23 protein-coding genes and 1 tRNA gene are annotated in these 24,398 nt (G+C 44.4%); 8 read left to right on the top strand and 16 right to left on the bottom strand.

The features are described 5' to 3' along the window. Positions 1–8: 8 nt before the first annotated feature. From E5342_RS04125 to E5342_RS04065, 13 genes are all read right to left on the bottom strand, one after another. Positions 9–482, bottom strand: coding sequence for a hypothetical protein (locus E5342_RS04125; protein ID WP_005858783.1), 474 nt, complete (start codon positions 480–482; stop codon positions 9–11). 46 nt (positions 483–528) lie between these two features. Beyond that, positions 529–921, bottom strand: coding sequence for a hypothetical protein (locus tag E5342_RS04120; RefSeq protein ID WP_036632978.1), 393 nt, complete (start codon positions 919–921; stop codon positions 529–531). A gap of 47 nt (positions 922–968) precedes the next feature. Then, positions 969–1,520: an RNA polymerase sigma factor gene (locus E5342_RS04115; RefSeq protein WP_008772592.1), complete on the bottom strand. Its 552-nt coding sequence runs from the start codon at positions 1,518–1,520 to the stop codon at positions 969–971. A gap of 18 nt (positions 1,521–1,538) precedes the next feature. Continuing rightward, positions 1,539–1,622: transfer RNA gene (locus E5342_RS04110), tRNA-Leu, on the bottom strand. A 143-nt stretch (positions 1,623–1,765) separates the two neighbouring features. Further along, positions 1,766–3,406 carry a chaperonin GroEL gene (groL, locus tag E5342_RS04105; RefSeq protein ID WP_121734836.1) on the bottom strand — a complete coding sequence of 547 codons (1,641 nt, stop codon included), beginning with the start codon at positions 3,404–3,406 and terminating at the stop codon, positions 1,766–1,768. A 39-nt stretch (positions 3,407–3,445) separates the two neighbouring features. Then, positions 3,446–3,715: a co-chaperone GroES gene (locus E5342_RS04100; RefSeq protein WP_121734837.1), complete on the bottom strand. Its 270-nt coding sequence runs from the start codon at positions 3,713–3,715 to the stop codon at positions 3,446–3,448. 215 nt (positions 3,716–3,930) lie between these two features. Then, entirely contained in the window at positions 3,931–4,392 is a 462-nt protein-coding gene (locus E5342_RS04095) for a hypothetical protein (RefSeq protein WP_135958877.1), read from the bottom strand. A gap of 172 nt (positions 4,393–4,564) precedes the next feature. Further along, a complete protein-coding gene (gene hisS, locus E5342_RS04090) occupies positions 4,565–5,932 on the bottom strand; it encodes a histidine--tRNA ligase (RefSeq protein WP_121734839.1) in 1,368 nt (455 codons plus the stop codon). Positions 5,933–6,108: 176 nt separating this feature from the next. Then, positions 6,109–6,795, bottom strand: coding sequence for a zinc metallopeptidase (locus E5342_RS04085; protein ID WP_135958876.1), 687 nt, complete (start codon positions 6,793–6,795; stop codon positions 6,109–6,111). Positions 6,796–6,915: 120 nt separating this feature from the next. Beyond that, entirely contained in the window at positions 6,916–8,187 is a 1,272-nt protein-coding gene (locus E5342_RS04080) for an adenylosuccinate synthase (protein WP_121734840.1), read from the bottom strand. A gap of 33 nt (positions 8,188–8,220) precedes the next feature. After that, positions 8,221–8,682, bottom strand: a complete 462-nt coding sequence (locus E5342_RS04075) for a Fur family transcriptional regulator (protein WP_121734841.1) — start codon at positions 8,680–8,682, stop codon at positions 8,221–8,223. 55 nt (positions 8,683–8,737) lie between these two features. Continuing rightward, positions 8,738–9,433, bottom strand: coding sequence for a DNA alkylation repair protein (locus tag E5342_RS04070; protein ID WP_121734842.1), 696 nt, complete (start codon positions 9,431–9,433; stop codon positions 8,738–8,740). 3 nt (positions 9,434–9,436) lie between these two features. Then, positions 9,437–11,497 carry a dipeptidyl-peptidase 3 family protein gene (locus E5342_RS04065; RefSeq protein WP_168354447.1) on the bottom strand — a complete coding sequence of 687 codons (2,061 nt, stop codon included), beginning with the start codon at positions 11,495–11,497 and terminating at the stop codon, positions 9,437–9,439. A gap of 169 nt (positions 11,498–11,666) precedes the next feature. Between E5342_RS04065 and mnmA the strand changes: the two genes are divergently transcribed. Next, on the top strand, positions 11,667–12,743 hold the full coding sequence (gene mnmA / locus E5342_RS04060; protein WP_121734843.1) for a tRNA 2-thiouridine(34) synthase MnmA: 1,077 nt from the start codon (positions 11,667–11,669) through the stop codon (positions 12,741–12,743). 79 nt (positions 12,744–12,822) lie between these two features. Here the strand turns inward: mnmA and E5342_RS04055 are convergent, their stop codons facing one another. The 3 genes from E5342_RS04055 to E5342_RS04045 form a co-directional block, all read right to left on the bottom strand. Further along, on the bottom strand, positions 12,823–13,764 hold the full coding sequence (locus tag E5342_RS04055; RefSeq protein WP_008772599.1) for a ribose-phosphate pyrophosphokinase: 942 nt from the start codon (positions 13,762–13,764) through the stop codon (positions 12,823–12,825). A 275-nt stretch (positions 13,765–14,039) separates the two neighbouring features. Next, the gene (locus E5342_RS04050; RefSeq protein ID WP_210434957.1) at positions 14,040–15,743 is read right to left on the bottom strand and encodes an alpha-amylase family glycosyl hydrolase; all 1,704 of its coding nucleotides are present in this window, start codon (positions 15,741–15,743) and stop codon (positions 14,040–14,042) included. 59 nt (positions 15,744–15,802) lie between these two features. Continuing rightward, complete coding sequence (locus tag E5342_RS04045) at positions 15,803–16,639, bottom strand: patatin-like phospholipase family protein (RefSeq protein ID WP_121734845.1); 837 nt, start codon at positions 16,637–16,639, stop codon at positions 15,803–15,805. A gap of 165 nt (positions 16,640–16,804) precedes the next feature. Here E5342_RS04045 and E5342_RS04040 point away from each other — a divergent pair, with 165 nt between their 5' ends. The 7 genes from E5342_RS04040 to E5342_RS04010 all read left to right on the top strand — a co-directional run bounded on the left by E5342_RS04040 (position 16,805) and on the right by E5342_RS04010 (position 24,323). Next, positions 16,805–19,009, top strand: a complete 2,205-nt coding sequence (locus E5342_RS04040; protein WP_121734846.1) for a sodium-translocating pyrophosphatase — start codon at positions 16,805–16,807, stop codon at positions 19,007–19,009. A 240-nt stretch (positions 19,010–19,249) separates the two neighbouring features. Beyond that, the gene (locus tag E5342_RS04035; RefSeq protein ID WP_121734847.1) at positions 19,250–20,893 is read left to right on the top strand and encodes a glycosyltransferase family 32 protein; all 1,644 of its coding nucleotides are present in this window, start codon (positions 19,250–19,252) and stop codon (positions 20,891–20,893) included. 4 nt (positions 20,894–20,897) lie between these two features. Continuing rightward, positions 20,898–21,593, top strand: a complete 696-nt coding sequence (locus E5342_RS04030) for a glycosyltransferase family 32 protein (RefSeq protein WP_121734848.1) — start codon at positions 20,898–20,900, stop codon at positions 21,591–21,593. A gap of 12 nt (positions 21,594–21,605) precedes the next feature. Continuing rightward, a complete protein-coding gene (locus E5342_RS04025; protein WP_121734849.1) occupies positions 21,606–22,112 on the top strand; it encodes a hypothetical protein in 507 nt (168 codons plus the stop codon). Positions 22,113–22,367: 255 nt separating this feature from the next. Continuing rightward, the gene (locus E5342_RS04020; RefSeq protein ID WP_121734850.1) at positions 22,368–22,529 is read left to right on the top strand and encodes a TIGR04149 family rSAM-modified RiPP; all 162 of its coding nucleotides are present in this window, start codon (positions 22,368–22,370) and stop codon (positions 22,527–22,529) included. A gap of 139 nt (positions 22,530–22,668) precedes the next feature. Continuing rightward, complete coding sequence (locus E5342_RS04015; protein ID WP_121734851.1) at positions 22,669–23,862, top strand: 6-bladed beta-propeller; 1,194 nt, start codon at positions 22,669–22,671, stop codon at positions 23,860–23,862. A gap of 17 nt (positions 23,863–23,879) precedes the next feature. Next, positions 23,880–24,323, top strand: coding sequence for an energy transducer TonB (locus E5342_RS04010; RefSeq protein ID WP_121734852.1), 444 nt, complete (start codon positions 23,880–23,882; stop codon positions 24,321–24,323). Positions 24,324–24,398: the final 75 nt, after the last annotated feature.

The following is a 24,398-nucleotide window of genomic DNA, read 5'->3' as shown; positions in this document are numbered from 1 at the left end:
ATAATATTTTACTTTTTCTGTTTTTCTTCCTTTTTATTGTCCCGACCACTCTTCATAAAATTCCGGACAAACTTATATTCCGCATTTCGGTATTTATAGACCTTTTCGGGAGAAAGTATCTTCTTGAATCTCTCAAAATACTCTTTTTCCAACTGTGCCTCTTTTATCTCAACATCCAGACATTCGTCTATCACTTTGTTATAATCAGCATCTGTCGGATTCTCCTTATGTCGAATTTCTTTTGATAACTTACGACATTCACGACCTACCTCAAATTTTTTCTGTCGCAACTCATTGCATAAAGGAATAAATTGTGCAGCTTCCTCAGGTGTAAGGCCAACTTCAGCCGTAATAAAAGCATTCCGCCTTGCTTCGAATGCTTCTCTATCAAAATGTCTTTGCTCTTTCTTCTCTTGTGCCGTAGCATTGAAAGAGAGTAGAACCGAAATCGCTACAAATGTAATGAAAAATATTTTATTCATACAAGTATTATTACAAAAATCTTCGATAAAATTACTATTTTAAACTTTATTCAGAATAGGAAAGTTCCTCATCTAAGAGATAATTGGCGTACTGAACTTCCAAATACTCCAAATACTCCTCATCTTCTTCCGCTTCAATAGCGTCTAAAGCCGTTGTCGGGACTTCCGTCCGGACCAGTAAAGAATCAGACGCAGTACTACCATCGGAACCGTTTATTCCCACGATAGCCTTGAAAAACAAACCAAGACCAGCGAATACCGCAGCCATGTACAACCACGGACGAACACGATCCATCAAGGAAATCCGTTTCGCCCTCTCCTCCGGCTTCTCGGGGAGCTGACTCATGATCCGCTCCGTAAGCCCTTCCATATACCCTTCCGGTACAGTGAAAGGATTAGTTCCTTTCAAGCGATCTAGGTTGTTTTCTTCTTTTTTCATACTTTTTCTCTTTTTATATTGCTTTGACAGCGATTCGGGCAAAAGGTTTAAACCTCTTTTGTTAAAAACTCCTCGATTTTTTTCACCGCATGATGATACGAGGCCTTCAAAGCCCCGACAGAGGTACCTAGTATCTCGGACATCTCCTCGTACTTCATCTCCTCGTTATACTTCATATTGAAAACCAAGCGTTGTTTCTCCGGCAAGGTAAGAATAGCGTTTTGCAATCTTACCTGTATCTCGTCACCATCGAAGTATTCATCCCCTTTCAAACGTTCCAGCAAAAAGGTATCCGCATCGTCAATAGATACGTTATTCATATTTCGCTGTTTATTTAGGAAAGTAATGCATTCGTTGATCGCGATCTTATAAAGCCATGTAGATAATTTAGCCTCGCCACGAAAAAGCTCGATGTTCGTCCAAGCTTTCAAAAATGTATTTTGGAGTAAGTCGTTCGCATCCTCATGATCCAGTACCATCTTTCGTATATGCCAATACAACTTCTCGCCATACAAGCTTACGACCTTGGCGAAGGCCTCACGTTGTCGGGCCGGGTCCCGGAGCTGTACTACAATTTCGTCTTCTGTATAGGATTGCATTTTTTCTATTTTGGGAAGTGCCCAGAACAGGACTCGAACCTGCACGATCGCAAAACCACTCGCACCTGAAACGAGCGCGTCTACCAATTCCGCCACCTGGGCTTTTTTTAATCATTCTGAAGCGCAACCTATCGGTATTGCGCATACAAAGGTAATCGTTTTTTCCAATTAGCAAGCAAATGAAAATAAAAAAAGCGACCGTCCCTTCCGGAACGGCCGCCCATATCATTAATCACGGGAGTCGATTACATCATACCGCCCATTCCGCCACCCATACCCGGGTTCATCGGAGGCATAGCCGGAGTCTCTTCTTTCTTCTCTGCGATCACACACTCTGTAGTCAAGAACATACCAGCGATAGAAGCTGCGTTCTCCAATGCTACGCGAGTTACCTTAGCCGGGTCGATTACACCAGCCTCGCACAAGTTCTCGAAGCAGTCCTTACGAGCGTTGTAACCGAAGTCGCCCTTGCCTTCCTTCACTTTCTGAACGATAACGGCACCTTCCTTACCTGCGTTAGCTACGATCTGGCGAAGCGGCTCCTCGATAGCACGCTTAACGATCTCGATACCTGTAGTCTCGTCCTCGTTGTCGCCCTTCATGCCTTCCAATGCATCGATAGCACGGATATAGGCTACACCACCACCGGGCACCGTACCTTCTTCGATAGCGGCACGAGTTGCGTGCAATGCGTCATCCACACGGTCTTTCTTCTCTTTCATCTCAACCTCAGAAGGAGCACCTACGTAAAGAACAGCTACACCGCCGGCCATCTTAGCCAAACGCTCTTGCAATTTCTCTTTATCGTAATCAGATGTCGTGTTCTCCATCTGGATCTTGATCTGGCCGATACGAGCTTGGATAGCCTCCTTGTCACCAGCACCATTTACAATGGTAGTGGTATCTTTGTCTACCGTGATCTTCTCAGCGGTACCCAGCATATCCATTGTAGCACCTTCCAATTTCAAACCTTTCTCCTCAGAGATAACCGTACCGCCTGTCAATACAGCGATATCTTCCAACATAGCCTTACGACGGTCGCCGAAGCCCGGAGCCTTAACAGCGCAGATCTTCAAGGAACCACGCAGACGGTTCACTACCAATGTAGCCAAAGCCTCGCTGTCGATATCCTCAGCGATGATCAAAAGAGGACGTCCGCTCTGTACGGTCGGCTCAAGGATAGGAAGAAGGTCTTTTAATACGGAGATCTTCTTGTCATAAATCAAGATATACGGATTCTCCATCTGGCACTCCATCTTCTCTGTATCCGTTACGAAGTACGGAGAGATATAACCGCGGTCAAACTGCATACCCTCAACTACGTCAACTGTAGTTTCAGTACCTTTAGCTTCCTCAACCGTGATAACACCTTCAGTCTTCACACGTTGCATAGCCTCCGCGATCAACTTACCGATAGCCTCGTCACCATTTGCGGAGATCTTCGCTACATGCTCGATCTTCTCGAACTTATCACCTACAGCCTCAGCTTGGTTAGCGATGCTCTCTACAACCTTAGCGACAGCCTTGTCGATACCACGTTTCAAATCCATCGGGTTCGCTCCGGCAGTAACGTTCTTTAAACCGACACCAATGATAGACTGAGCCAAAACCGTAGCTGTAGTCGTACCGTCACCGGCGTTATCGTTGGTCTTGGAAGCCACTTCCTTCACCAATTGAGCACCCATGTTCTCGAATGGGCAAGCCAACTCTACTTCTTTAGCGACCGTTACGCCATCCTTCGTGATGTGAGGTGCTCCGAATTTCTTCTCGATAATAACGTTGCGACCTTTCGGACCTAATGTTACTTTAACGGCATTCGCCAACTCATCCACGCCTTTCTTCAAAAGGTCGCGGGCATCCATATCATATTTAATCTCTTTTGCCATGATTGTTTTTCTTTATTTGTTACTGTTTATAAAATGAATTTAGATAATAGCCAAAACGTCTGACTGACGCATCATCAAGTACTTCTCGCCTTCAAACTCGATCTCAGTACCGGCATATTTACCATACAACACGTTATCGCCTACCTTTACAACCATCTCCTCATCTTTCGTTCCGTTACCTACAGCAACAATCTCGCCCTTTAAAGGTTTTTCCTTTGCTGAGTCAGGAATGATAATTCCACCTAGTGTTTTCTCTTCCGCAGCGGCCGGCTTAATAAGCACACGGTCTGCTAATGGTCTAATGTTCATTTTCTCGGTATTTTAAATGTTAATAATATTACTTTTTAGTTTGGAACTTTATGTTCACGCCTAAGTCTATGCGAATAGTGTGCCAAACGAATTCGCTTAGGCATGACTGACAATATTTCGGACGAAACAGACAAATACCCGAAACGGGAACTGACAACTTGTCTCTATACATATTCCCAAACGCCTTTTTACGTATGAGTCGCTATTAGCCGACATCAAGAGCTAACAGATAAATGCCAAAAGCGAACACCAACACCGCAAGAAGCAGCAAGATCAGCAAACATATCACGGACAAGAGAACGACACGCCAGAAACTTACCCACCAAGAAGAGCGACACAGCTGCTTGTAGTCCCAACAAAACAAATATGAGCCACCAAGGCAACTCATAATAATCATCCACTTGCGCCCGCTCATTAAAAGGCAACACCATGATAATCAGCAATAATATCTGACAAGCGATATAAGCCTGCACAAAAACATGCTCAACCGTATTATACTCCAACCGGATCTTGCCGAAACCGAGCACCCATCGCTCGGCAATTGCTAACAAAGGCAACACAAGTATGGTACGGAGCACCTTGTAAGGATGCCACCTCCGCTCGATCAAGCATTTGAGAGAATCCGGCAAGATCCGCCTTTTTCGCAGGATACCCATGCGGAGAACAAGAAAATCCAAAGGAAAAGAAAATCGCCCTCTCCATACATGTACTCCTCAACCGACAACCAAAACAAAAACGACAAAAGCAATATTTGCCAAGCGCTTATCCACCGTTTTTCCCGAGGAGAGACGGCGGAAGTATTCCGCCGAAATAGGGAAACGAGATTCCAACCTGGGAACAGACACCTCATCACGGTCTACCCGTTAAGCGGTCAATCAGCTCATCGGCAGTCACGAGACACTGCTCGCCCGTGAGCATATTCTTTAAGTTGATTTTATTCTCGGCTATCTCATTTTCTCCGACTATCGCAACGAACGGGATTTTCTTAGCATCCGCATATCCCATTTGCTTTTTCATCTTAGTAGACTCAGGATATAGTTCCGTACGAATACCTGCCTTACGAACCTTAGCGATCAGCGGCAATAAATGAATCTCCTCCTTCTGTCCGAAGTTCACGAATAGAAGCTGTGTAGTCTTCAAAGACCCTTCCGGATACAAATCCAATTGGTTCAATACATCAAAGATACGATCAGCGCCAAAAGAGAAGCCGACACCGGATACGCCTTCCATGCCAAACACCCCTGTCAGGTTGTCATAACGGCCACCGCCCGTAATACTTCCGATCTGTACATCCAAGGCTTTCACCTCGAAAATCGCACCTGTATAATAGTTTAAGCCGCGAGCCAATGTCAGATCAAGCTCTAATTCCGCACGAATTGGCGTATGAGAGATGCGCTCCAAGATAAAATCCAATTCGGCAACACCTTTCAAACCTGTCTCAGACGCAGATAATACCTCTTTCAAGGTAGCGATCTTTTCTTGATTTGAACCCTGCAACATAATGATTGGCTGCAAACGTTCGATCGCTTCTTCGGGCAACCCCTTAGAACGAAGCTCTTCATTCACATTGTCCAAGCCAATCTTATCCAATTTGTCAATAGCTACCGTAATATCTACGATCTTATCCGCCTCGCCTATGATTTCGGCAATACCGGAAAGGATCTTACGATTGTTCATCTTGATACACACACGAATGCCAAAACGATGGAACACCTCGTCCATAATCTGGATCAGTTCCACCTCATTGATCAAGGAATCAGAGCCAACAACATCGCCATCACATTGGTAAAACTCCCGGTAACGTCCCTTTTGCGGACGATCGGCACGCCAAACCGGTTGGATCTGGTAACGTTTGAACGGAAAACTAATCTCATTACGATGTTGTACCACGTAACGTGCGAACGGAACGGTCAAATCATAACGCAAACCTTTCTCACAAGCCTTAGCAGCAAATCTCAACGGGTTCTTTTCCATTAACTCCTCATCTGAGATACCAGCGAAACAATCACCGGAATTCAATATCTTGAAAAGAAGCTTATCCCCTTCCTCGCCATATTTACCCATCAATGTAGAAAGGTTCTCCATGGCAGGAGTCTCTATTTGTTGGAAGCCATACAAGTGAAATACTTCACGGATCGTGTTGAATATATAATTACGTTTCGCCATTTCCTCCGGCGAAAAGTCCCGAGTACCTTTGGGTATGGAAGGTTTTTGCATGATCTTATGTTTTAAATGATTATTCTGGCCGCAAAGGTAATGTTTTTTGCTCGAAATAAATAAGAAAATAACAATGCCCACTGTAAGGAGCTTACAATCGCAGTCATAAGCATCTTACAATGGGCATTCTAACATCCTTACAATGGGCATCCACGGAAAGCCTCTTCCGAGGCTTATCAATCCCGGCTTCTTCCCCCCAAGAATATCATTATATAATATAATAATGTAGCAAGCGAACCCAATGCGGCTACCACATACGTATAAGCGGCGGAACGTAAAGCATCCTCTGCCTTATCATGCGTATAAGCATTTGTTATACCGGCATTGCTCAACCACGCTAAAGCACGTTGGCTGGCATTGACCTCGACCGGAAGCGTGATAAAGCTAAATAGCGTAGTCGTAGCGAACAAGATTATACCGAATAACAATAACTGAGGAAACGTATGCAATAATAACATACCCCCCAACAACACCCATGTCATGATATTAGAGGCGAAACTAACAACCGGAACCAAAGCCGAACGCATCCGTAACGGAGCGTAAGCAGTAGCATGCTGCACAGCGTGACCGCACTCATGGGCGGCAACCGCAGCAGCGGCGATACTATTGCTATAATAAACCGACTCACTCAAATTCACCGTCTGGTTAGCGGGATTGTAATGGTCCGTCAAATGTCCGGGTGTAGAAATCACCTTTACATCATAGATACCATTGTCATGCAACATCTTCTCCGCAACATCTTTTCCTGTCATACCATTCGGCATAGGGATTTTCGAATACTTCTCAAACTTGCCCTGAAGACGGGATGACACCAGCCAACTCAATAGCGCAAATCCAATAAATATAATCCAATACATGCTCATAAATTTCTATCTTATTTAGTTTTATAAAACAACGACAAAAAGTTTGCCAAAGACAAAAATGGCAGGAGACACCCCTTGAGGAACGTGGTCTTCTGCCATTTTGTACGATTTATAACAAGTTTATTCTTCTGTATATCTGACAATCGTCTGCTCACGATCCGGCCCTACGGAAACGATCTTCACAGGTACACCCAGTTCTTCCTCCAAGAAAGAAAGGTAAGCGTTGAACTCCTCGGGGAACTCGTCCTCGCTCTGCATCTTCGTCATATCCGTCTTCCAACCCGGTAATTCCACGTATACAGGTTCGATCGTATCATCGATCTCATACGGGAACTCATTGGTCTCGACACCGTTCATCTTATAAGCCACGCAAGCCTTGATCGTATCGAAGGTATCCAACACATCACTCTTCATCATAATCAATTGGCTCACACCGTTGATCATCACGGCATATTTCAAGGCAACCAAGTCGATCCAGCCACAACGACGTTTACGTCCCGTAACCGCACCAAACTCATGGCCTAATTGACCGATCTTATCTCCCACCTCATCAAACAACTCGGTCGGGAACGGACCGCTACCTACACGTGTACAATAAGCCTTGAAGATTCCATATACCTCACCGATATTCCGGGGAGAAATACCCAGTCCCGTACAACATCCGGCACAGATCGTGTTAGAGGAAGTTACGAATGGATAAGAACCGAAGTCTATATCCAGCATCGTACCTTGGGCACCTTCCGCCAAGACAGACTTACCTTCCTTCAAATAGTTATTGATGACATGCTCGCTATCAATCAATTTGAATTGTTTGAGGTAGTTCAAGGCCTCCATCCATTGAGCCTCCATCTCGGTAATATCATATTCATAGTTCAATGAACGCAGGATCGCTTCATGTTTTGCTTTAGCGGCCGCATATTTCTCTTCGAAGTTATGCAACAAATCGCCCACACGAACACCATTACGGCTAATCTTATCCGTATAAGTCGGACCAATACCCTTTCCGGTCGTACCGATCTTTCCGGAACCTTTAGCGGCTTCGTAAGCGGCATCCAATATCCGGTGAGTAGGTAAAATCAGGTGAGCTTTCTTAGAGATATAAAGCTGCTTGGTGATATCGTGACCACTCGCAGCCAATGATTCCGCTTCCTGCTTGAACAATAACGGATCCAAAACGACACCGTTACCGATTACGTTTATCTTTCCACCTTGGAAAATACCGGAAGGAATCGAACGTAACACATACTTTTCCCCGTTAAACTCCAATGTATGTCCGGCATTGGGACCTCCTTGAAAACGAGTTACCACATCGTAATTCGGAGTCAGCACATCGACAACCTTGCCTTTGCCCTCGTCGCCCCATTGCAATCCTAACAAAACGTCTACTTTCATCTTTTCTATATTTATTATAGGCTATTAATATTCTTATTTACCCGACCTTTGCAACTTAAACTTGCATTTACTGCACAGGCCATAAACATACAAACAATAATACTCCGGCGTAAAACGAGAAACTTTCAAGTTTCTCATATCCGCTTTCAACGCACTGTTTCGCAACTCTCGAATACCCCCGCATCTCGTGCAAACCAAATGCAAATGCGTATCGGCATAAATCCTCAACTCATATTGCACTGGCTGGACGGTTATTTGATGACGCACTACCAAACCAGCATCAACCAGTACATCCAACGTATTATAGAGTGTCGCCTTACTGACATGGAAGTTGTCTTGCTCCAACCGATCCGAAAGCATACACACATCAAAATGACCGGGAAAAGCACATATCTCCTTGAATATAGCATATCTCTCCTCGGTTTTCCGCAGTTTCTTCTCCGTTAGATATTCAGTAAACAACGCACGTATTTCCGTATAAACTTTCGCTTCCATCTCCTAAAGACCGCACAAACGACAAAGTTAGCGCATTTATTTTAAACGCAAAGCCTTACCGATAATATTCAAACTCGAATTTTAATTCATTATAGATTTCTTGTAATTCCGGCTTGTTTCCCGCAGCCTCCTGAAATTCCTTGAAACCGTCTAGGATCCTTTCCGCATTCCCCTCGGATTGACGCCCATAAAACTTCATGGCTTGAATAGACGCTTGTTTCTCTTTCAGCGTAGACTTAAAACCCTTAGTCTCCGCTAAGCTGTTTAAGGTTTCTACCAAGAAAGATCCTAAAACCACAGAAGATAAGCTGCCACCTCGCTTGAAATTCTCGGCCCAAGTAAGAAAGGCGACCGTGCGAGCGAACTCATTTTTCTTATCAGCAACCAGATCAGACGTGAAGTCCTCCATATAAGGCAGATGAACGAACAAGTTCCGGCAACAATGCTCCGCGATCTCTAAATAAGGAATCTCCTTGACCCAACGTTTCGCTTCCTCCAAAGGCAACGTCTCGGCGGGTTGGAGAAATGTCGCCAAGATCTTAAACTCACGAATATCTTCTTTCCATAGAGCCGCCGCCAGTTCTCCATTCGGTTTATGCTTGCGGGCGATTTCTTTTATTTCGGGGTACGGAACCCCGAAATTTAACTTATATACGATACCTTTCTCACGCATACTCGTAGAAATCACCCCGTTCATCGCCAAACGAAGTTCCTTGCGGATCTCCCTTATCTCGTCTTGTAAACTTTCCATCTATTAATTATTATAAGTCGGCAAGAAAGAATAATCACGGCCATAACGAAGCATCTGATCTGTATAACCTTCCGTATAGTCCAAGACGATATCAGTAACCTCACCGTTAGAGTTCTTTACCTCTTTCATCACAGGATTGACAAAACCTTTATAGGGAGCCAAGTTTAACTTAGCATAGCGCTCCAAGACCTCCGCATGCAGCTCCGGATCTACTTTCACACCGTATCCTTCAACAAGATTCTTTCCGGCCGCATAGTCACCCTCACTCTTGATACGTTGAATCTCAGCAAGCAATGTCCCAAACAACTCACGTAACCTCGGATAGTCATTCACAACCACATAGGTCTTGCCATCCCGTTTTTTCAGTTCGATCACATTCGCTTCCTTCCCTTTCTCGTAAGCCCACTTAGCGATCAACTGGCGGTTACGCATATGCGCCTCTTCTACATTCTTGCCTAGCTCGATGCGAACCAACTGGGTCATCAAGCCATTCATTATATATTTATAGTATTCCGATTTATAAGCCTCGCCATCGGGAAGCAATCCCAGTTCCACCAGCTTCGGATCTGCCAAATAATACAGGCCAAACAAATCCGCACGGGTTTCCTCCAGTGTAGAGCTATAGGCTTTCAGCGCATCCGGGTCCGTGTTTTCCAGCAATTTACCGGAACCATGTCCCAGACACTCATGTAAATCCGTATGTAGATTATCCGTTAAGAAACCGTACTGCCTCATACCGTTCCGCTCCACGTCACTCCATACAAACTCTTCGCTAAAGCCATTTCCCTGAGATGCCTTATCATAAGCCTCCGTGATATTCTCTATCGTAACAGACTTCGAGCCATGATCTCGACGAATCCAATCCGCATTTGGCAAATTGATACCGATCGGGGTAGCCGGATAGCAATCACCTCCCAACATAGATACCGTGATTACCTTAGCGCTGACTCCTTTCACCTTCTCTTTCTTGAAACGCTTATCTACCGGAGAATGATCCTCAAACCATTGCGCATTATCACTGATGATTTTCGTACGCTTAGTCGCCTCCTTATTCATAAAATTCACGGTAGACTCCCAGCTTGCTTTCATTCCTAACGGATCCCCATAAGTCTCGATAAAGCCATTCACGAAATCCACCTCCGAAGCGGTATCCTCTACCCAAAGGATCGAATAAGCATCGAACGTCTTCAAATCGCCCGTTTGATAATATTCGATCAATTTCCCAATGATCGCTTTCTGCGTATCATTCTCGGCGAAAGGCAAGGCTTGTCGCAATTGATCTACGATTTTTTCTATTGCGGCGGAATAAAGCCCTCCTACTTTCCAAACCTTTTCAACGACCGTACCGTTCTCTTTTACCAAACGGCTATTCAACCCGTAAGAAATCGGGGAAATGGTATCCTTTCCCATTTTCATTTGCGCATAGAAGTCCTCTACCTCTTTTTGACTGATGCCTCCCCCGTAATAATTATTAGAAGAAGCTTTGATCAGATCACCGTCACCGCTTTGTACGCTACGCTTTGGCATAACGCCCGGATCAAAGATTACCGGAGCGATCTCGATCATGAACTGATCCACATTTTGATTCTCACGAAGAGGTAACTTCTTAGCGTCGATTTGGTGAATACAATCCATCAAGAACTCAGGAGAAAACCCCGGGGCAAACTTGTCCAACGCATAATGATGATGGATACCACTGGAGAACCACACCCGTTTCAAATAGGTTTCCAAAGCCTTGAATTGAGGGTCCTCCCGATCTCCCTTATAATTCGTATAAATAGCCTCCAGTGTCCTGCGGATCGCCAGATTATAGCGTCCATTCTGATCGAAGAATATATCACGTCCCATCAAGGCCGCTTCGGAAAGATGATATAATAGTTGCTTTTGTCGCAAGGACAGGGATTCGAAACCCGGAACTTTATAACGAAGAATCTCCAGATCAGCGAACTGATCCACTACATAATTGAACTCCTTATCGGAATTTTGAGATGCCGTATCCGACTGTTGGCCTGTACAAGCCGTCATAACCATAGCTGTCATAAGCGATAACATTATTTTTTTCATACTTACTACGATTTGCTTTTCCTATAATATATTACATCTAAAGTACATAGTTTGAAGGCCCGCATTCCAATAAGGGCCAACCGCAAAGATAGAGAATATACAGTCAATATCAAAGGTTTGAGATTTTTTCTCTACTTTTGTAAATTCAAAAGCAAAGACAAAAAAGAGAATGGAAATAGCGGCATTAGTTTCAGGAGGAGTAGACAGCTCTGTCGTAGTGCATCAACTCAAAGAGGCAGGATACGATCCGACCATCTTCTATATCCGTATCGGTATGGAAGACAAGGATGGCTATATCGATTGCCCGGCGGAAGAGGATATCGAGATCACCTCATATATCGCCCGCAAGTATGGATGCCGGTTCGAGATCGTCTCCTTACACGACGAGTATTGGGATCGGGTGGTAAGCTATACGATCGAATCTGTCAAACGCGGTCTTACCCCTAACCCGGATATGATGTGTAATAAATATATCAAGTTCGGTTGTTTCGAGGAAAAATGGGGCAAGGATTTCGATAAGATCGCTACCGGTCATTATGCCACGACCACGGAGATAGACGGCAAGACATGGCTTTCTACCGCCAAGGACCCGGTAAAAGATCAGACTGATTTCTTAGGGCAAATCACCCGCCTACAGATACAGAAACTCATGTTTCCGATCGGGCATTTAATGAAAAGCGAGGTACGTGCCATCGCCGAGGCCCAGAAACTGCCGAGCGCCAAGCGTAAGGATAGCCAAGGCATTTGCTTCTTAGGCAAGATTAACTACAACGACTTTATAGAGCGTTATTTAGGGAAACGCCCGGGAAAAATCGTGGAACTAGAGACGGGTAAGGTCTTGGGTAAACACAATGGATATTGGTTCCATACGATCGGCCAACGTAAGGGATTGGGATTAAGTGGCGGCCCTTGGTTCGTTATCAAAAAAGACATTAAGCGAAATATCATTTATGTCTCCAACGGCTACGACCCGGAAACGCAATATGGTAAGGTGATCAATATGCAAGGTTTCGATTTCATCACGGAAGATCCATGGGGAGAATTTGAGGGTGAGAAAGAAATCACTTTCAAGATCCGTCATACCCCGGAATTTACGCATGGCTACATCCGTCGTATCGGAGATCTATATCGTGTAGAATCCGACGAAAAGATTCAAGGTATCGCTCCCGGCCAATACTGTGTAATCTACGACAAAGACCATCATTTATGTCTGGGCAGCGGCATGATTATCGATGAGACCAAGTAACACATATTCAGATTTATTCTAAATAAAAAACGGTCGCCTCCAAAAGGAAGCGACCGTTTTTTTTTTCTATCTTATTCTATTAAATAGCATACAAAGAGCTGATAGACTCACCGCTACATACACGACGGATCGCCTCAGCGAACATGTCAGCGACAGACAATACCTTTACTTTCTCGCATTTCTTGGCGTAAGGAATGGAATCCGTAAAGATCATTTCCGTTAAAGCGGACTGATCTACACGAGTAGAAGCCGGATCAGACATCACAGCGTGGCTGGCGATAGCACGAACAGACTTCGCACCATTCTCCAACATCAAGTTTGCGGCTTTCGTAATTGTTCCAGCCGTATCCACCATGTCATCAACCAAAAGGACATCCAAGCCCGTCACATCACCGATAATACGCATCTCGGCCACCTCATTGGCACGCAAACGAGATTTGTGGCAAATGACCATCGGCAAGCCTAAATACTTAGAATAGCTGCTGGCACGTTTCGTACCACCAACATCCGGAGTCGCAATACACAAGTTATCCAAAGGCAAAGACGTCTTGATATAATCCAAAAATACGGAAGAAGCATATAAGTGATCCACCGGCACATTAAAGAATCCTTGGATCTGATCCGCATGAAGGTCCATCGTAATCAAACGATTGATACCTGCCGTACTCAACATATCAGCGATCAACTTAGCGCCAATAGAAACACGAGGCTTATCCTTTCTATCCTGACGAGCCCAACCGAAGTAAGGGACTACAGCGATGATTGAATGTGCGGAAGCACGTTTAGCCGCATCAATCATCAGAAGCAACTCCATCAGATTGTCTGAATTAGGGAATGTAGATTGTACTAAGAATACATCTCTACCGCGGATAGACTCTTCATAAGAAACAGAGAACTCACCATCGGCAAAGTGCTGGATATTCATCTGTCCCAGAGGACAACCTAAACTGTTGCAAATTTTCTCTGCAAGATACCGGGAGTTCGTTCCCGAAAACACCAAGAAAGGAGTTTGTGCACTCATTATTCCGAATATTTATCTTAAAGTGAATAGATTTGAATTGTGCCGCAAAAGTACAAAACTTATTTACAATAACCTCTTTATATTTGGAAAACTTTCGCAGTATGTAGAACTTAAATCAAAGAAAAAAGCCACCTAGCTTCATCGGGCAAGTAACTTAAGTGAAATGGCAAAGTAACTTAACATACTTGCCCGATGAAGCTAGGTGCCCCGTATCAACCACCTAACTCCACCAACGAATTACCTATACAGCACTCCTAAACTTTTCAAGAAAGCTCTTACTTATGGAGAAAAGAGAACTTTAGCATTTTACCGGAATAAGCAGGGAGTTTCACTTGATAAGGATAAGCGTCTGTTAGCGTACTGATAGTCGTTTCCCCGGTTAACAAGTCGGTCAATTCAGCCGGTTTGTTATCCTCAAAGTCAAGCGCCTTGAATGCCTCGACCGGGATATTTACCCATACACATTGGTCGGCACGGTCGAAATTCACGACAACCAGAAGTACCTCGTTCTTCCATTTACGCAAGAACGCATACTGACGATTCGGATTGAAATAAGGATTACCGGAGTTCGCGTACATCAAATCATAAAACGCTCCCTCGACAATAACCGGCTCAGATCGTACCACATTCAATAGCTTAACGTACATCTCACGCAACGAGCGTTCCGCAGGTGTCAGTTTAGCTCCGTCGAAGCGCCCGTTATTATTCCAGTTTCGTAAGCTCTCAACACTCCAATAATCAAAGATGGTCGTACGGCCATCACGTCCGCTGAAGCCTTCAGCGTCCATTCCTCTTTCGCCAAGTTCCTGACCGCTATAGATCATAACCGGATTCGTATTCATGGCAGCGGAGACAATCATGCCCGGAATACCCGGACGGGCATCCCCCGCGAAGAAATCAGAAGCGACACGCTGTTCATCGTGATTCTCCAAGAAATTCAACATATTTTTCTGGATTCCCTCCAACGATTGCCAACAATGCGATATATTACTAGCCGGAGCCTGTCCGCACATCACCGCACGAACCGTATCATAAAGACCAACCTTGTCATACAAATAATCAAAATGCCCTGTATAAATATAATTCCTATACTCATCCGGATTATACACCTCCGCTATAAAGATCACATCATGCTCCTTCTTCACCAGAGGAATCACCCAGTTCCAAAACTCGACCGGGACCATCTCAGCCATATCACAACGGAAACCGTCTACTCCCTTATCAGCCCAGAACAACAAGATCTCCAACATTTTCTCCCACGTATTGGGAATGATATTGAAATGGCCCCCCCCCCCGTGCATATAATCCACGCCATAGTTCAGCTTCACCGTCTCATACCAATCGTTCTGGCTTGGATAGGCATCGAAATGATTGTTACCAGTTACCTTCGCAGGAAACTCACTATAGGCAAAATCCTCCTCACGCTGCGGATCAAAACGAAGCGTTAAGGTCTGCCCCGGAAGATAATAAAAGTTATTATTCACATCAAAAGCCTTGGACACATTATCCGTTTGACCTAAGTCCTCCACGAAAGGTTCCCGTGCGTCCGAGAAATATTGACGTGCCACATGGTTGGGTACAAAATCGATAATAACCTTCATCCCAGCCTCATGCGTACGTTTCACCAAATCCTCGAACTCACTCATACGGTTCTGGATATTATCCGCCAAATCCGGATCTATATCATAGTAATCTTTTATAGCATATGGAGATCCGGCTTTACCTTTTACTACGACAGAATGGTCTTTCCGGATGCCAAACAGGGTATAATCGGTTTTTGTAGCGTGCTCTATCACCCCTGTATACCATACATGAGTAATACCTAGTTCTTTTATTTTTGATAAAGCCAAAGGAGTAAAAGCCGAAAACTTACCCACTCCATTCTCAGCTAAACTGCCATTCATTACTGGAGATGGTCGTAGATTCCCAAACCAACGCGGGAATACTTGATAAATTACCATCTTGTTTTTTTGTTCCATTGCGTTCATCTATACATAAAGTTTTTGTGGGAAAGCGCTTTGTCCAGACAGACGATTTGTCAAGGCATCAGGCCTTTCTTTCTTGCCGCAATCGCTTTCACCAAGGTTTCATATTTATTCTCGTTCAATACTTTCTCAAAACTTCGGGCAGCGGCATCGTAGCCAATATTACAAATCACTTCTACATTCTCAAGATCGAATGTCTTATATAAGCCAAACTCCTCCGCTTCAATTAAGACATCACACATCTCTCGATCCTCCAGCGTATTTGCCCGAAACATATAATGATAAGAGCGCTCGGCGATATGGAATAGGGTCTGCTTATATTTTTGCGGGATCAACGGGCTTACATTCACCCCGATAATACGCTCACATTCCTCACGGATGACGGAGACCGGAAAGTTGTGAAATAATCCTCCATCCACATAATGAACACCATTAATGACTACAGGGCTGAAAATAATCGGTATGCTACAAGAAGCCGTTACCGCCTCAACAATAGGACCACTCCTAAATTCATGGCTTTCGCCATTATCCAAATCAGTTGCGACAATCACCATCGGAATCTGCAAGTCCTCGATGTTCTTGGTCCGCAAGTGTCGCCTCAAGAAATAACGAAAGCGCTTACTATCGAACAAACCCGCCTTAGGAATCTGCAACTGGGCGAATTCAGAGAACTCACGTCCGGTAAAAAGCTCCTGGATCTCTGCCGCCGAATAGCCGTCGGCAAACAAGGTACCCATTAAGGATCCGACACTGGTACCGGCTATGATATCCGGCTTCAGCCCGCATTCCTCCATCATCCGGAATACTCCGATATGCGCAAAACCTTTCGCTCCGCCTCCGCTAAGCGCCAAGCCCAACCTATAGGGTTTATGGTTTGTCTCTTCTGCCATTTATTTCTTATCTCTTAATCAAGTGACAAATATGCTGTTTTTTTTATTAAAAACATTATTATTAGGAAAAAAGTTTCCATCCTCTTTTATTTTCGCTACATTTACACGGAAAGTAAAGGTGTTGTCACATTGTTTTCTTAAGTATAACATTAAATCTACCATGTTATGATTACGAGTATTTTTTGGATTATCCCGTTAGCGTCTGTCCTAGCGCTAACATTTGCCTGGTTCTTCTTCAGGCAAATGATGAAAGAGAGTGAAGGAACCGAGTTGATGATAAAGATCGCCTCCTTTGTGCGTGAAGGGGCGATGTCGTATCTGAAACAGCAATACAAAGTAGTCGCCTCGGTTTTCGTTGTCCTAGTAATCTTATTCTCTATTATGGCCTATGGCTTCCATGTTCAAAACGAATGGGTCCCGATCGCCTTCCTGACAGGAGGTTTCTTTTCCGGATTAGCGGGTTTCTTAGGCATGAAAACAGCGACTTATGCCTCGGCCCGTACGGCGAACGCAGCCCGCACTTCCTTGAACAAAGGCTTACAAGTCGCTTTTCGAAGCGGGGCAGTCATGGGCTTAGTAGTCGTAGGACTTGGATTGCTGGATATCTCATTCTGGTATATCCTGTTAAATGCTTTCATCCCAGACGAGGCTTTAGACCCGACCCATAAACTCACCATTATCACGACAACCATGCTTACATTCGGAATGGGTGCCTCCACGCAAGCCTTGTTCGCACGTGTGGGAGGAGGAATCTATACGAAAGCCGCCGATGTCGGAGCGGATTTAGTGGGTAAAGTAGAAGCTGGAATTCCGGAGGACGATCCTCGTAACCCGGCGACAATCGCCGATAACGTAGGCGACAATGTAGGTGATGTTGCCGGTATGGGAGCCGACCTATATGAATCTTATTGCGGTTCCATCCTAGCGACCGCCGCATTGGGAGCCGCCGCATTCGTTTCTTCCGGAAGCGTAGAATTACAATATAAGGCGGTTGTCGCCCCAATGCTTATCGCCGCTGTCGGTATCATTTTATCTATTATTGGTATTTTCGCCGTCCGTACGAATGAGAACGCGACGATCAAGCAACTATTGAAAGCCTTAGCCATAGGAACGAACTTGAGTTCCGTATTGATCGCTATCTCCACGTTCGGGATTCTTTATGTATTAGGCATGGAGAACTGGTTCTGGATCGGTTGTTCCGTGATCGTAGGTCTGCTAGTCGGAATCGTGATCGGGCAAGCGACGGAGTATTATACCTCCCAGTCCTATAAGCCGACCCAGTTCGTCTCCAAAGCGGGACTGACCGGCCCGGCAACGGTTATTATCTCCGGTCTCGGACTAGGGATGCTCTCTACGGCCATCCCGGTACTTGCCGTCGTGGTCGGTATTATTTGTTCCTTCTTGTTCGCCTCCGGATTCGACTTCACGAACGTGGGCATGGGATTATACGGAATCGGTATAGCGGCCGTAGGTATGCTATCGACCTTAGGCATTACATTGGCTACGGACGCTTACGGCCCTATAGCGGATAATGCCGGAGGCAACGCCGAGATGTGTAACCTAGGGAAAGAAGTCCGTAAGCGTACGGACGCATTGGATTCATTAGGAAATACGACAGCGGCTACGGGTAAAGGTTTCGCTATCGGTTCCGCCGCGTTAACCGGCTTGGCTCTATTGGCCTCTTATGTAGAAGAGATCAAGATCGGTTTGCTCCGCTTAGGAGAGACCGTCTTGAACTTTACCGATGGCAGGAGTATCGAAATATCTAAAGCCTCATTCTCGGACTTTATGGTATATTATGATGTTACCTTAATGAATCCGAAGGTGCTGGCCGGAATGTTCCTAGGTTCCATGATGGCATTCATGTTCTGTGGCCTTACGATGAACGCTGTAGGACGTGCGGCCGGGCACATGGTGGAGGAAGTTCGCCGTCAGTTCAAGGAAATCAAGGGTATTCTGACTGGAGAGGCACAACCGGATTATGCCCGTTGCGTTGAGATCTCGACGAAAGGAGCGCAACACGAAATGGTACTTCCCTCCGTTTTAGCTATTATCGCCCCCATCTTAACCGGACTCATATTTGGTGTGACAGGCGTTGTCGGACTATTGATCGGTGGATTAAGCACGGGCTTCGTTTTAGCCGTATTCATGGCGAACGCCGGAGGAGCATGGGATAACGCAAAGAAATTCATCGAGGAAGGAAACCACGGCGGTAAGGGTAGCGAGGCGCATAAGGCAACCGTTGTCGGCGATACGGTTGGCGATCCGTTCAAAGACACTTCCGGCCCGAGTTTGAATATCCTTATCAAGCTGATGAGCATGGTAGCGATCGTGATGGCGGGATTGACGGTGGCTTGGAGTTTGTTCTGAGATTTCACGCAGTACTACTGACTTTTCCGGAGAAGATATACTTACTTGGCAAAGTAATATATACTGTGTTGGCCAAGTAAGTATATCTTCTCTGAAAAGGCTTGATACTTCTCCTGAAAAACTTCACAGGGTTTGCGTTGGCCGCCCCTGCTCATTAGTTATTCATTTGATAAAAACTGTTGTTTATTTTTTTGTTTTTTATATTAATGCTTTTACTATATTTGCAAAAAGCCAAGTACAATGATACCTTACAATCGAAATACTGCGATTCTCCTTATCCTCTTCAACCGTCCAGATACCATTAGGAAGGTATTTGAGCGAATTCGGGAGGTGAAACCCAAAAAATTATATCTGGCTGCGGACGGTCCAAGAAACGAGAAGGAACGTGAGGAATGCGATGCGGCCAGAGCTATCGTTTCTTGCATAGATTGGGATTGCGATGCGATTAGACTGTACCAGGAGCGGAATCTGGGTTGTGACATACACTGTTACCAAGCGATTTCTTGGTTCTTTGAGCAAGAACCGGAAGGAATCATATTGGAAGATGATTGCGTGCCATCCTTATCCTTTTTCGGATTCTGCTCCACGCTATTGGAAAGATACAGAAATGATGAGCGTATCGGCCATATAGCCGGAAGCAACTATCAATTCGGCAAGAAGAGGGGCGATGGATCTTATTATTTCTCCAACTTGACCCATGTAGGAGGATGGGCCGGATGGAGAAGGGTATGGAAAAATGTTCGTTGTGATAAAAATTATCCACTTTTTGGACGGCTCAATTATCTATCCAGCTTGCCTTCGCATGCTCCATTCCAAACGCATTGGAACAAATATTTCGGCATGGCTAATCACAACCCAGATTTTTGCTGGGATTTCAGGTATGCCTACACCAACCTGGTCAATAACAGGTTATCAGTCATCCCAAACTATAATCTGATATCCAATATTGGCTGTTCGGACAAAGCGACTCATTATATCAAAGATTATCCATTCGCAGATATAAAAAATGAGGAGATCGATACCATCCTACATCCCTCCTTCATCTGCCCGGATGTAGAAGCCGATTTATATTCGCAGACCAAGGAATATAACTCATCCAGGGAATCTCTAATCAAGCAAGATGATGTTTTTTACTTGAAGGAGAGGCTTAACACCGTTACTGTAAACAATCATATAAAGCCGAAGATCCCTCGAATTATCCATCAAATCTATGAGGATATGTCAGGACCGACACCTTTATTACAGGGGATCTCCCAATCTTGGAAAGAGTTGAACCCGGATTGGGAATATCGTTTCTGGAATAAAAAGGATATTGACGCTTTTTTAGGAATGTATTACCCGGATCTTATACCGATCTATCAGGCTTTTCCCTACGATGTGCAGCGTTGGGACGCAGTCCGCTATTTGATTCTCTATAAGATAGGCGGACTCTATGTGGACATGGACTATGAATGCACGGAGAACATCTCTCCCCTATTGTGTGAGACGGAATGCGCGATGGGCATGGAGCCGAGAGGCAATGCGGTCTTACGGCGTATGCCTTACATCGTGGGCAACGCTTTTATGGCGACAGTCCCCGGGCATCCTTATTTCAAGGAATTGATAGATGCCGTATTCCATGATAATAAAGACAGGGGGGCTCTTTATCCGGAGCGATCTATTCTCGATACCACAGGCCCTTATATGACAACCAGAGTCTATGACAATAGCAAGTATAAGGAACAAGTCTCTTTAATACCTGCGGAGCTGGTCGCCCCATTAACCCGCGACGAGGTGTTGAAAGTGATGGACGATGAGATATCAGAAGGTTTAGCGAACAAGATCGAGAACTCATTCGCTATACATTACTTTCTAGGTAGTTGGTACGAACAAACAAAAAAGTAAGGATATGGCTATTCCAAGAATCATACATCAGGTCTGGGAAGGACGTACAGAGCCCAAGATGCCCACCCGCTTACAAATCTTGGCAAGAACTTGGCGAGAGCAGAACCCGGATTGGGAATATCACCTTTGGAACGGGGAAGAAATGGATGAGCTGGTGGAAAAACATTTTCCGGAGTATCTTTCCATATATAGAAGCTTTCCTTACAATGTACAACGTTGGGACACGATTCGTTACATGATATTATATATATATGGTGGCGTATATACGGATTTGGATACGGAGTGTTTTCGACCGATGACTCCCCTATTGGAAAATGTAACGATCGGGTTTGGAGAAGAGCCCCCCATTCCTGCCAAGCCCATACGTATAGGCAATGCTTTCTTGGTCTCTGAAAAAGGAAATCCGGGTTGGCTGACGATCTTGAATGAGATCTTGACTAATACGGAAGAAAAAGAGTCCGCGATCGAAACGGTCATGCATTCGACCGGTCCCAATAGGATCAATCGGTTGTTCAACCGCTTAAAAAAAGAGAACGGGGCTTATGGATTCCCCTATTCACAAGTAACACCCGTTTCTAAATATGATATGTACCGATACATCTTTCAAGGAGAAAAAGAGGTGTTCCTCGAGAAGATAAAACAGGCCTATTGCGCACATTACTTTTTTGGAAGTTGGGATACGAAGTTGGCTTTTTATTAAATAAGGTAAGATATGAGAGAATTGTTCATGAAGCATAAAGAGAACTTAAGAGACTTACTTCGTTTCGGGCTATTAAGAACGGAGGAACTGAAAAATCCCGGATTATACAATGGCAAACTGGGAATGATCATCCTGTTTTATGAATACAGCCGTTATAGCGAGGATATCCTGTATGAGCAATTCGCTGACGAGATGATGGATACTATCCTGGAATTACCGGATTCCCTACCTTTTCGATTTGCGGATGGCTTGACCGGTATCGGATGGGGCATCACCTATTTACTGCGAGAAAAGTTTATAGAAGGGGATATTGAGGAGATTCTCTCGGAGGTGGATGAAAAGCTATCAAATATAAAATCGTATAATGCGGCATATAAGGAGGACTATGGCCTTTATTCGGCCATGCGTATGAATTATAAAAAAGCTGTAGTTAAAAAGGATTTGGTACCTGATTCATCCTATGATGAAGGGAAAATACTAGGGCAGATCTGGAATAGTTGTCTTAGTCTGTCTAAATAATACATTGAATACATGAGAACGATAGGTAAATAACATGGAGATATATCGAATAAAAATAACAACACCTAAAAATAGTCTTAGACTATACCTGCCTAACGGTACATGGCAGGCTTTTTTAGGTAAAAATAGGTTTGTTTTAGATAGTTGCAACAAGAATAATTAAGAGGTCACACTTGTTGTAACTATAAATAATATTATTCTAGTTTGAATATAAGATGACACAAATATTTGTTTAACTGCTAAAACACTAAAAAAATGAAGCAAGTAAAGAAGCTAAAATTAAGCGAATTGTCTAAAAAAGAATTAAACGAAAGACAGTTGAAAGAGTTAAAGGGTGGGGATTATTGCAGGGATAAATGTGGTACATCATCTCCTACAATAGGAAGTGCCTATGGGGAATGGACGGCTTACTTCTAACCTCAATTAGAAATTGGCGATGTGTCAAATATAGTATTTACCGGTTCATAACAGATATTATTTTCACAATAAAATAAATCAGTGTACGGTAATATAATTTGACACATAGCCTTTCTAGTAATTATTTTCAAGATAGTTTATGAAAGCAAACATACATATATTCTTTTGGGTGTTTTTCTTGTTGGTAATCGGTATCAGTTGTAAACATCAAGCAGAGATTGGCAAAGACTTTATCATCGTGGATTTCGAGCGGTGCATGGATGAAGAACGTCTTATGAAAATATCCGAAATTGCCGATACGGTGGAATACTTAGAGCTGAAAACACCCAAGGATATCATCGTGACCCGGATCTCGGATGTATTGAAGGTGGATAATTATTGGATTGTCCGTTCATTGGCTGGCATCTGCCTGTTCACGGAAGAGGGAGAGTTTGTCCGGCTGATTGGCCGAAAAGGGCAAGGACCGGGAGAATATTTGGGAATCCGAGGGATTGATTATGACCCGAAAAGGAAAGAGATCCTTGTGGCGGATGCGCAACGAATCTTATTTTATGACCTGGAAGGGAACTATATCCGTAACGTGAAAATCACGGAGGATTTCTTTTACAACATCGGGATCTCCGATACGGTGTTATGGACTACGGCTTTGGGTATACACCAAGAGAAGCATTTGGTTTACGCATTCAATGAACAGGGAGATACGTTGCGCTTCATTCCCAATTCAAACTATGGGATGACGGTAAAGAATACGGACGGTGTCTATTTCGTTCATTCTCGTCACGAGAAGGAATTCTATCGGTATGACTCACAACTCTATTTGAAAAACAGGGCGGCGAACGATACGGTATTTCGCTTATCATCGTCCGATATATTCCCGCATATTGTTTTTGATATGGGCAAATATAAGTTGCCGATCCAATATGAGGCTTGGTTCTCCAATGTTGACTATGAGCAACATGCGAGTAACTATTGGGGCATTCCGAATGTCGTTGAGGGTGACCGCTTGCTCTTCTTGACATGCCAACGCAGGAATGGTGTAGGCAACAATCCTTATGAGCCGAATGAGGACGATTGGCGATACATGGTCTATGACAAAAAGATGGGATCGGGGTTTGTCGCCAAGGGACAGCTTCAAGACGACCTGCTTGGAGGGCCTGCCATTTGGCCTCGTTTCAGCACACAGGAGTATTACGTTGGCACAGTTGAGTGGTATGAGTTATATCCCGACGTGAAAGTGGGCGTTTACAACCTCTCGCCGGAATTAAAGAAACAATTCGACGGTTTCGGGCATAGTACCAATGAACTGTTAGTGATTTGTAAGAAAAAACAATAACTAAATACAAATGTCTCATGAAAAACAAACAAGTAAGAACAAGCCTGATTTTGAGAACAATCGTCCTTTTCGTATCGCTGGTTCTCTCATTCCCTGTTTTCGGTCATTCTAACGATGCCCAAGGAGATCCGTTACAACCGGAAGATAAAGTCTATAAGCGTGTCGATATCATGCCCTCCTATCCGGGTGGTACAGAGGCTATCCTGGCATTTATAGCGGAAAACATCCAATATCCTAAGGATGCGCTGGAAGCAGGCAAGCAAGGGACAGTGGTTTGCGAGTTCGTGATCAATAAGGACGGCAGTTTCTCGGATGTACGAGTCGTGCGAGGGCTTTCGCCTTCGTTAGATAAAGAGGCGATAAGAGTCATCAAGTCTTTCCCAAAATGGGAGCCGGGTAAGAACGAAGGCAAAGTTGTACGCGTTTTGTATACGCTTCCCATTAATTTTAGAATCCGGTGATCTATAAACGTAATCTTATTAGCTCGGGACAGGAAATCAATGGAACCCATTGTTAAATCCATTGATTTCTCGATC

The organism is Parabacteroides distasonis (assembly GCF_004793765.1).
Taxonomy (GTDB): Bacteria; Bacteroidota; Bacteroidia; order Bacteroidales; family Tannerellaceae; genus Parabacteroides; species Parabacteroides distasonis_A.
This window is presented reverse-complemented; position numbering and strand designations above follow the sequence as displayed.

What these genes read in the sequence shown, in the direction of transcription:
- E5342_RS04125 (WP_005858783.1), bottom strand. Translation starts at nt 482, where the DNA reads ATGAATAAAATATTTTTCATTACATTTGTAGCGATTTCGGTTCTACTC.
- E5342_RS04120 (WP_036632978.1), bottom strand. Translation starts at nt 921, where the DNA reads ATGAAAAAAGAAGAAAACAACCTAGATCGCTTGAAAGGAACTAATCCT.
- E5342_RS04115 (WP_008772592.1), bottom strand. Translation starts at nt 1,520, where the DNA reads ATGCAATCCTATACAGAAGACGAAATTGTAGTACAGCTCCGGGACCCG.
- groL (WP_121734836.1), bottom strand. Translation starts at nt 3,406, where the DNA reads ATGGCAAAAGAGATTAAATATGATATGGATGCCCGCGACCTTTTGAAG.
- E5342_RS04100 (WP_121734837.1), bottom strand. Translation starts at nt 3,715, where the DNA reads ATGAACATTAGACCATTAGCAGACCGTGTGCTTATTAAGCCGGCCGCT.
- hisS (WP_121734839.1), bottom strand. Translation starts at nt 5,932, where the DNA reads ATGCAAAAACCTTCCATACCCAAAGGTACTCGGGACTTTTCGCCGGAG.
- E5342_RS04085 (WP_135958876.1), bottom strand. Translation starts at nt 6,795, where the DNA reads ATGAGCATGTATTGGATTATATTTATTGGATTTGCGCTATTGAGTTGG.
- E5342_RS04080 (WP_121734840.1), bottom strand. Translation starts at nt 8,187, where the DNA reads ATGAAAGTAGACGTTTTGTTAGGATTGCAATGGGGCGACGAGGGCAAA.
- E5342_RS04075 (WP_121734841.1), bottom strand. Translation starts at nt 8,682, where the DNA reads ATGGAAGCGAAAGTTTATACGGAAATACGTGCGTTGTTTACTGAATAT.
- E5342_RS04070 (WP_121734842.1), bottom strand. Translation starts at nt 9,433, where the DNA reads ATGGAAAGTTTACAAGACGAGATAAGGGAGATCCGCAAGGAACTTCGT.
- E5342_RS04065 (WP_168354447.1), bottom strand. Translation starts at nt 11,497, where the DNA reads ATGAAAAAAATAATGTTATCGCTTATGACAGCTATGGTTATGACGGCT.
- mnmA (WP_121734843.1), top strand. Translation starts at nt 11,667, where the DNA reads ATGGAAATAGCGGCATTAGTTTCAGGAGGAGTAGACAGCTCTGTCGTA.
- E5342_RS04055 (WP_008772599.1), bottom strand. Translation starts at nt 13,764, where the DNA reads ATGAGTGCACAAACTCCTTTCTTGGTGTTTTCGGGAACGAACTCCCGG.
- E5342_RS04050 (WP_210434957.1), bottom strand. Translation starts at nt 15,743, where the DNA reads ATGGAACAAAAAAACAAGATGGTAATTTATCAAGTATTCCCGCGTTGG.
- E5342_RS04045 (WP_121734845.1), bottom strand. Translation starts at nt 16,639, where the DNA reads ATGGCAGAAGAGACAAACCATAAACCCTATAGGTTGGGCTTGGCGCTT.
- E5342_RS04040 (WP_121734846.1), top strand. Translation starts at nt 16,805, where the DNA reads ATGATTACGAGTATTTTTTGGATTATCCCGTTAGCGTCTGTCCTAGCG.
- E5342_RS04035 (WP_121734847.1), top strand. Translation starts at nt 19,250, where the DNA reads ATGATACCTTACAATCGAAATACTGCGATTCTCCTTATCCTCTTCAAC.
- E5342_RS04030 (WP_121734848.1), top strand. Translation starts at nt 20,898, where the DNA reads ATGGCTATTCCAAGAATCATACATCAGGTCTGGGAAGGACGTACAGAG.
- E5342_RS04025 (WP_121734849.1), top strand. Translation starts at nt 21,606, where the DNA reads ATGAGAGAATTGTTCATGAAGCATAAAGAGAACTTAAGAGACTTACTT.
- E5342_RS04020 (WP_121734850.1), top strand. Translation starts at nt 22,368, where the DNA reads ATGAAGCAAGTAAAGAAGCTAAAATTAAGCGAATTGTCTAAAAAAGAA.
- E5342_RS04015 (WP_121734851.1), top strand. Translation starts at nt 22,669, where the DNA reads ATGAAAGCAAACATACATATATTCTTTTGGGTGTTTTTCTTGTTGGTA.
- E5342_RS04010 (WP_121734852.1), top strand. Translation starts at nt 23,880, where the DNA reads ATGAAAAACAAACAAGTAAGAACAAGCCTGATTTTGAGAACAATCGTC.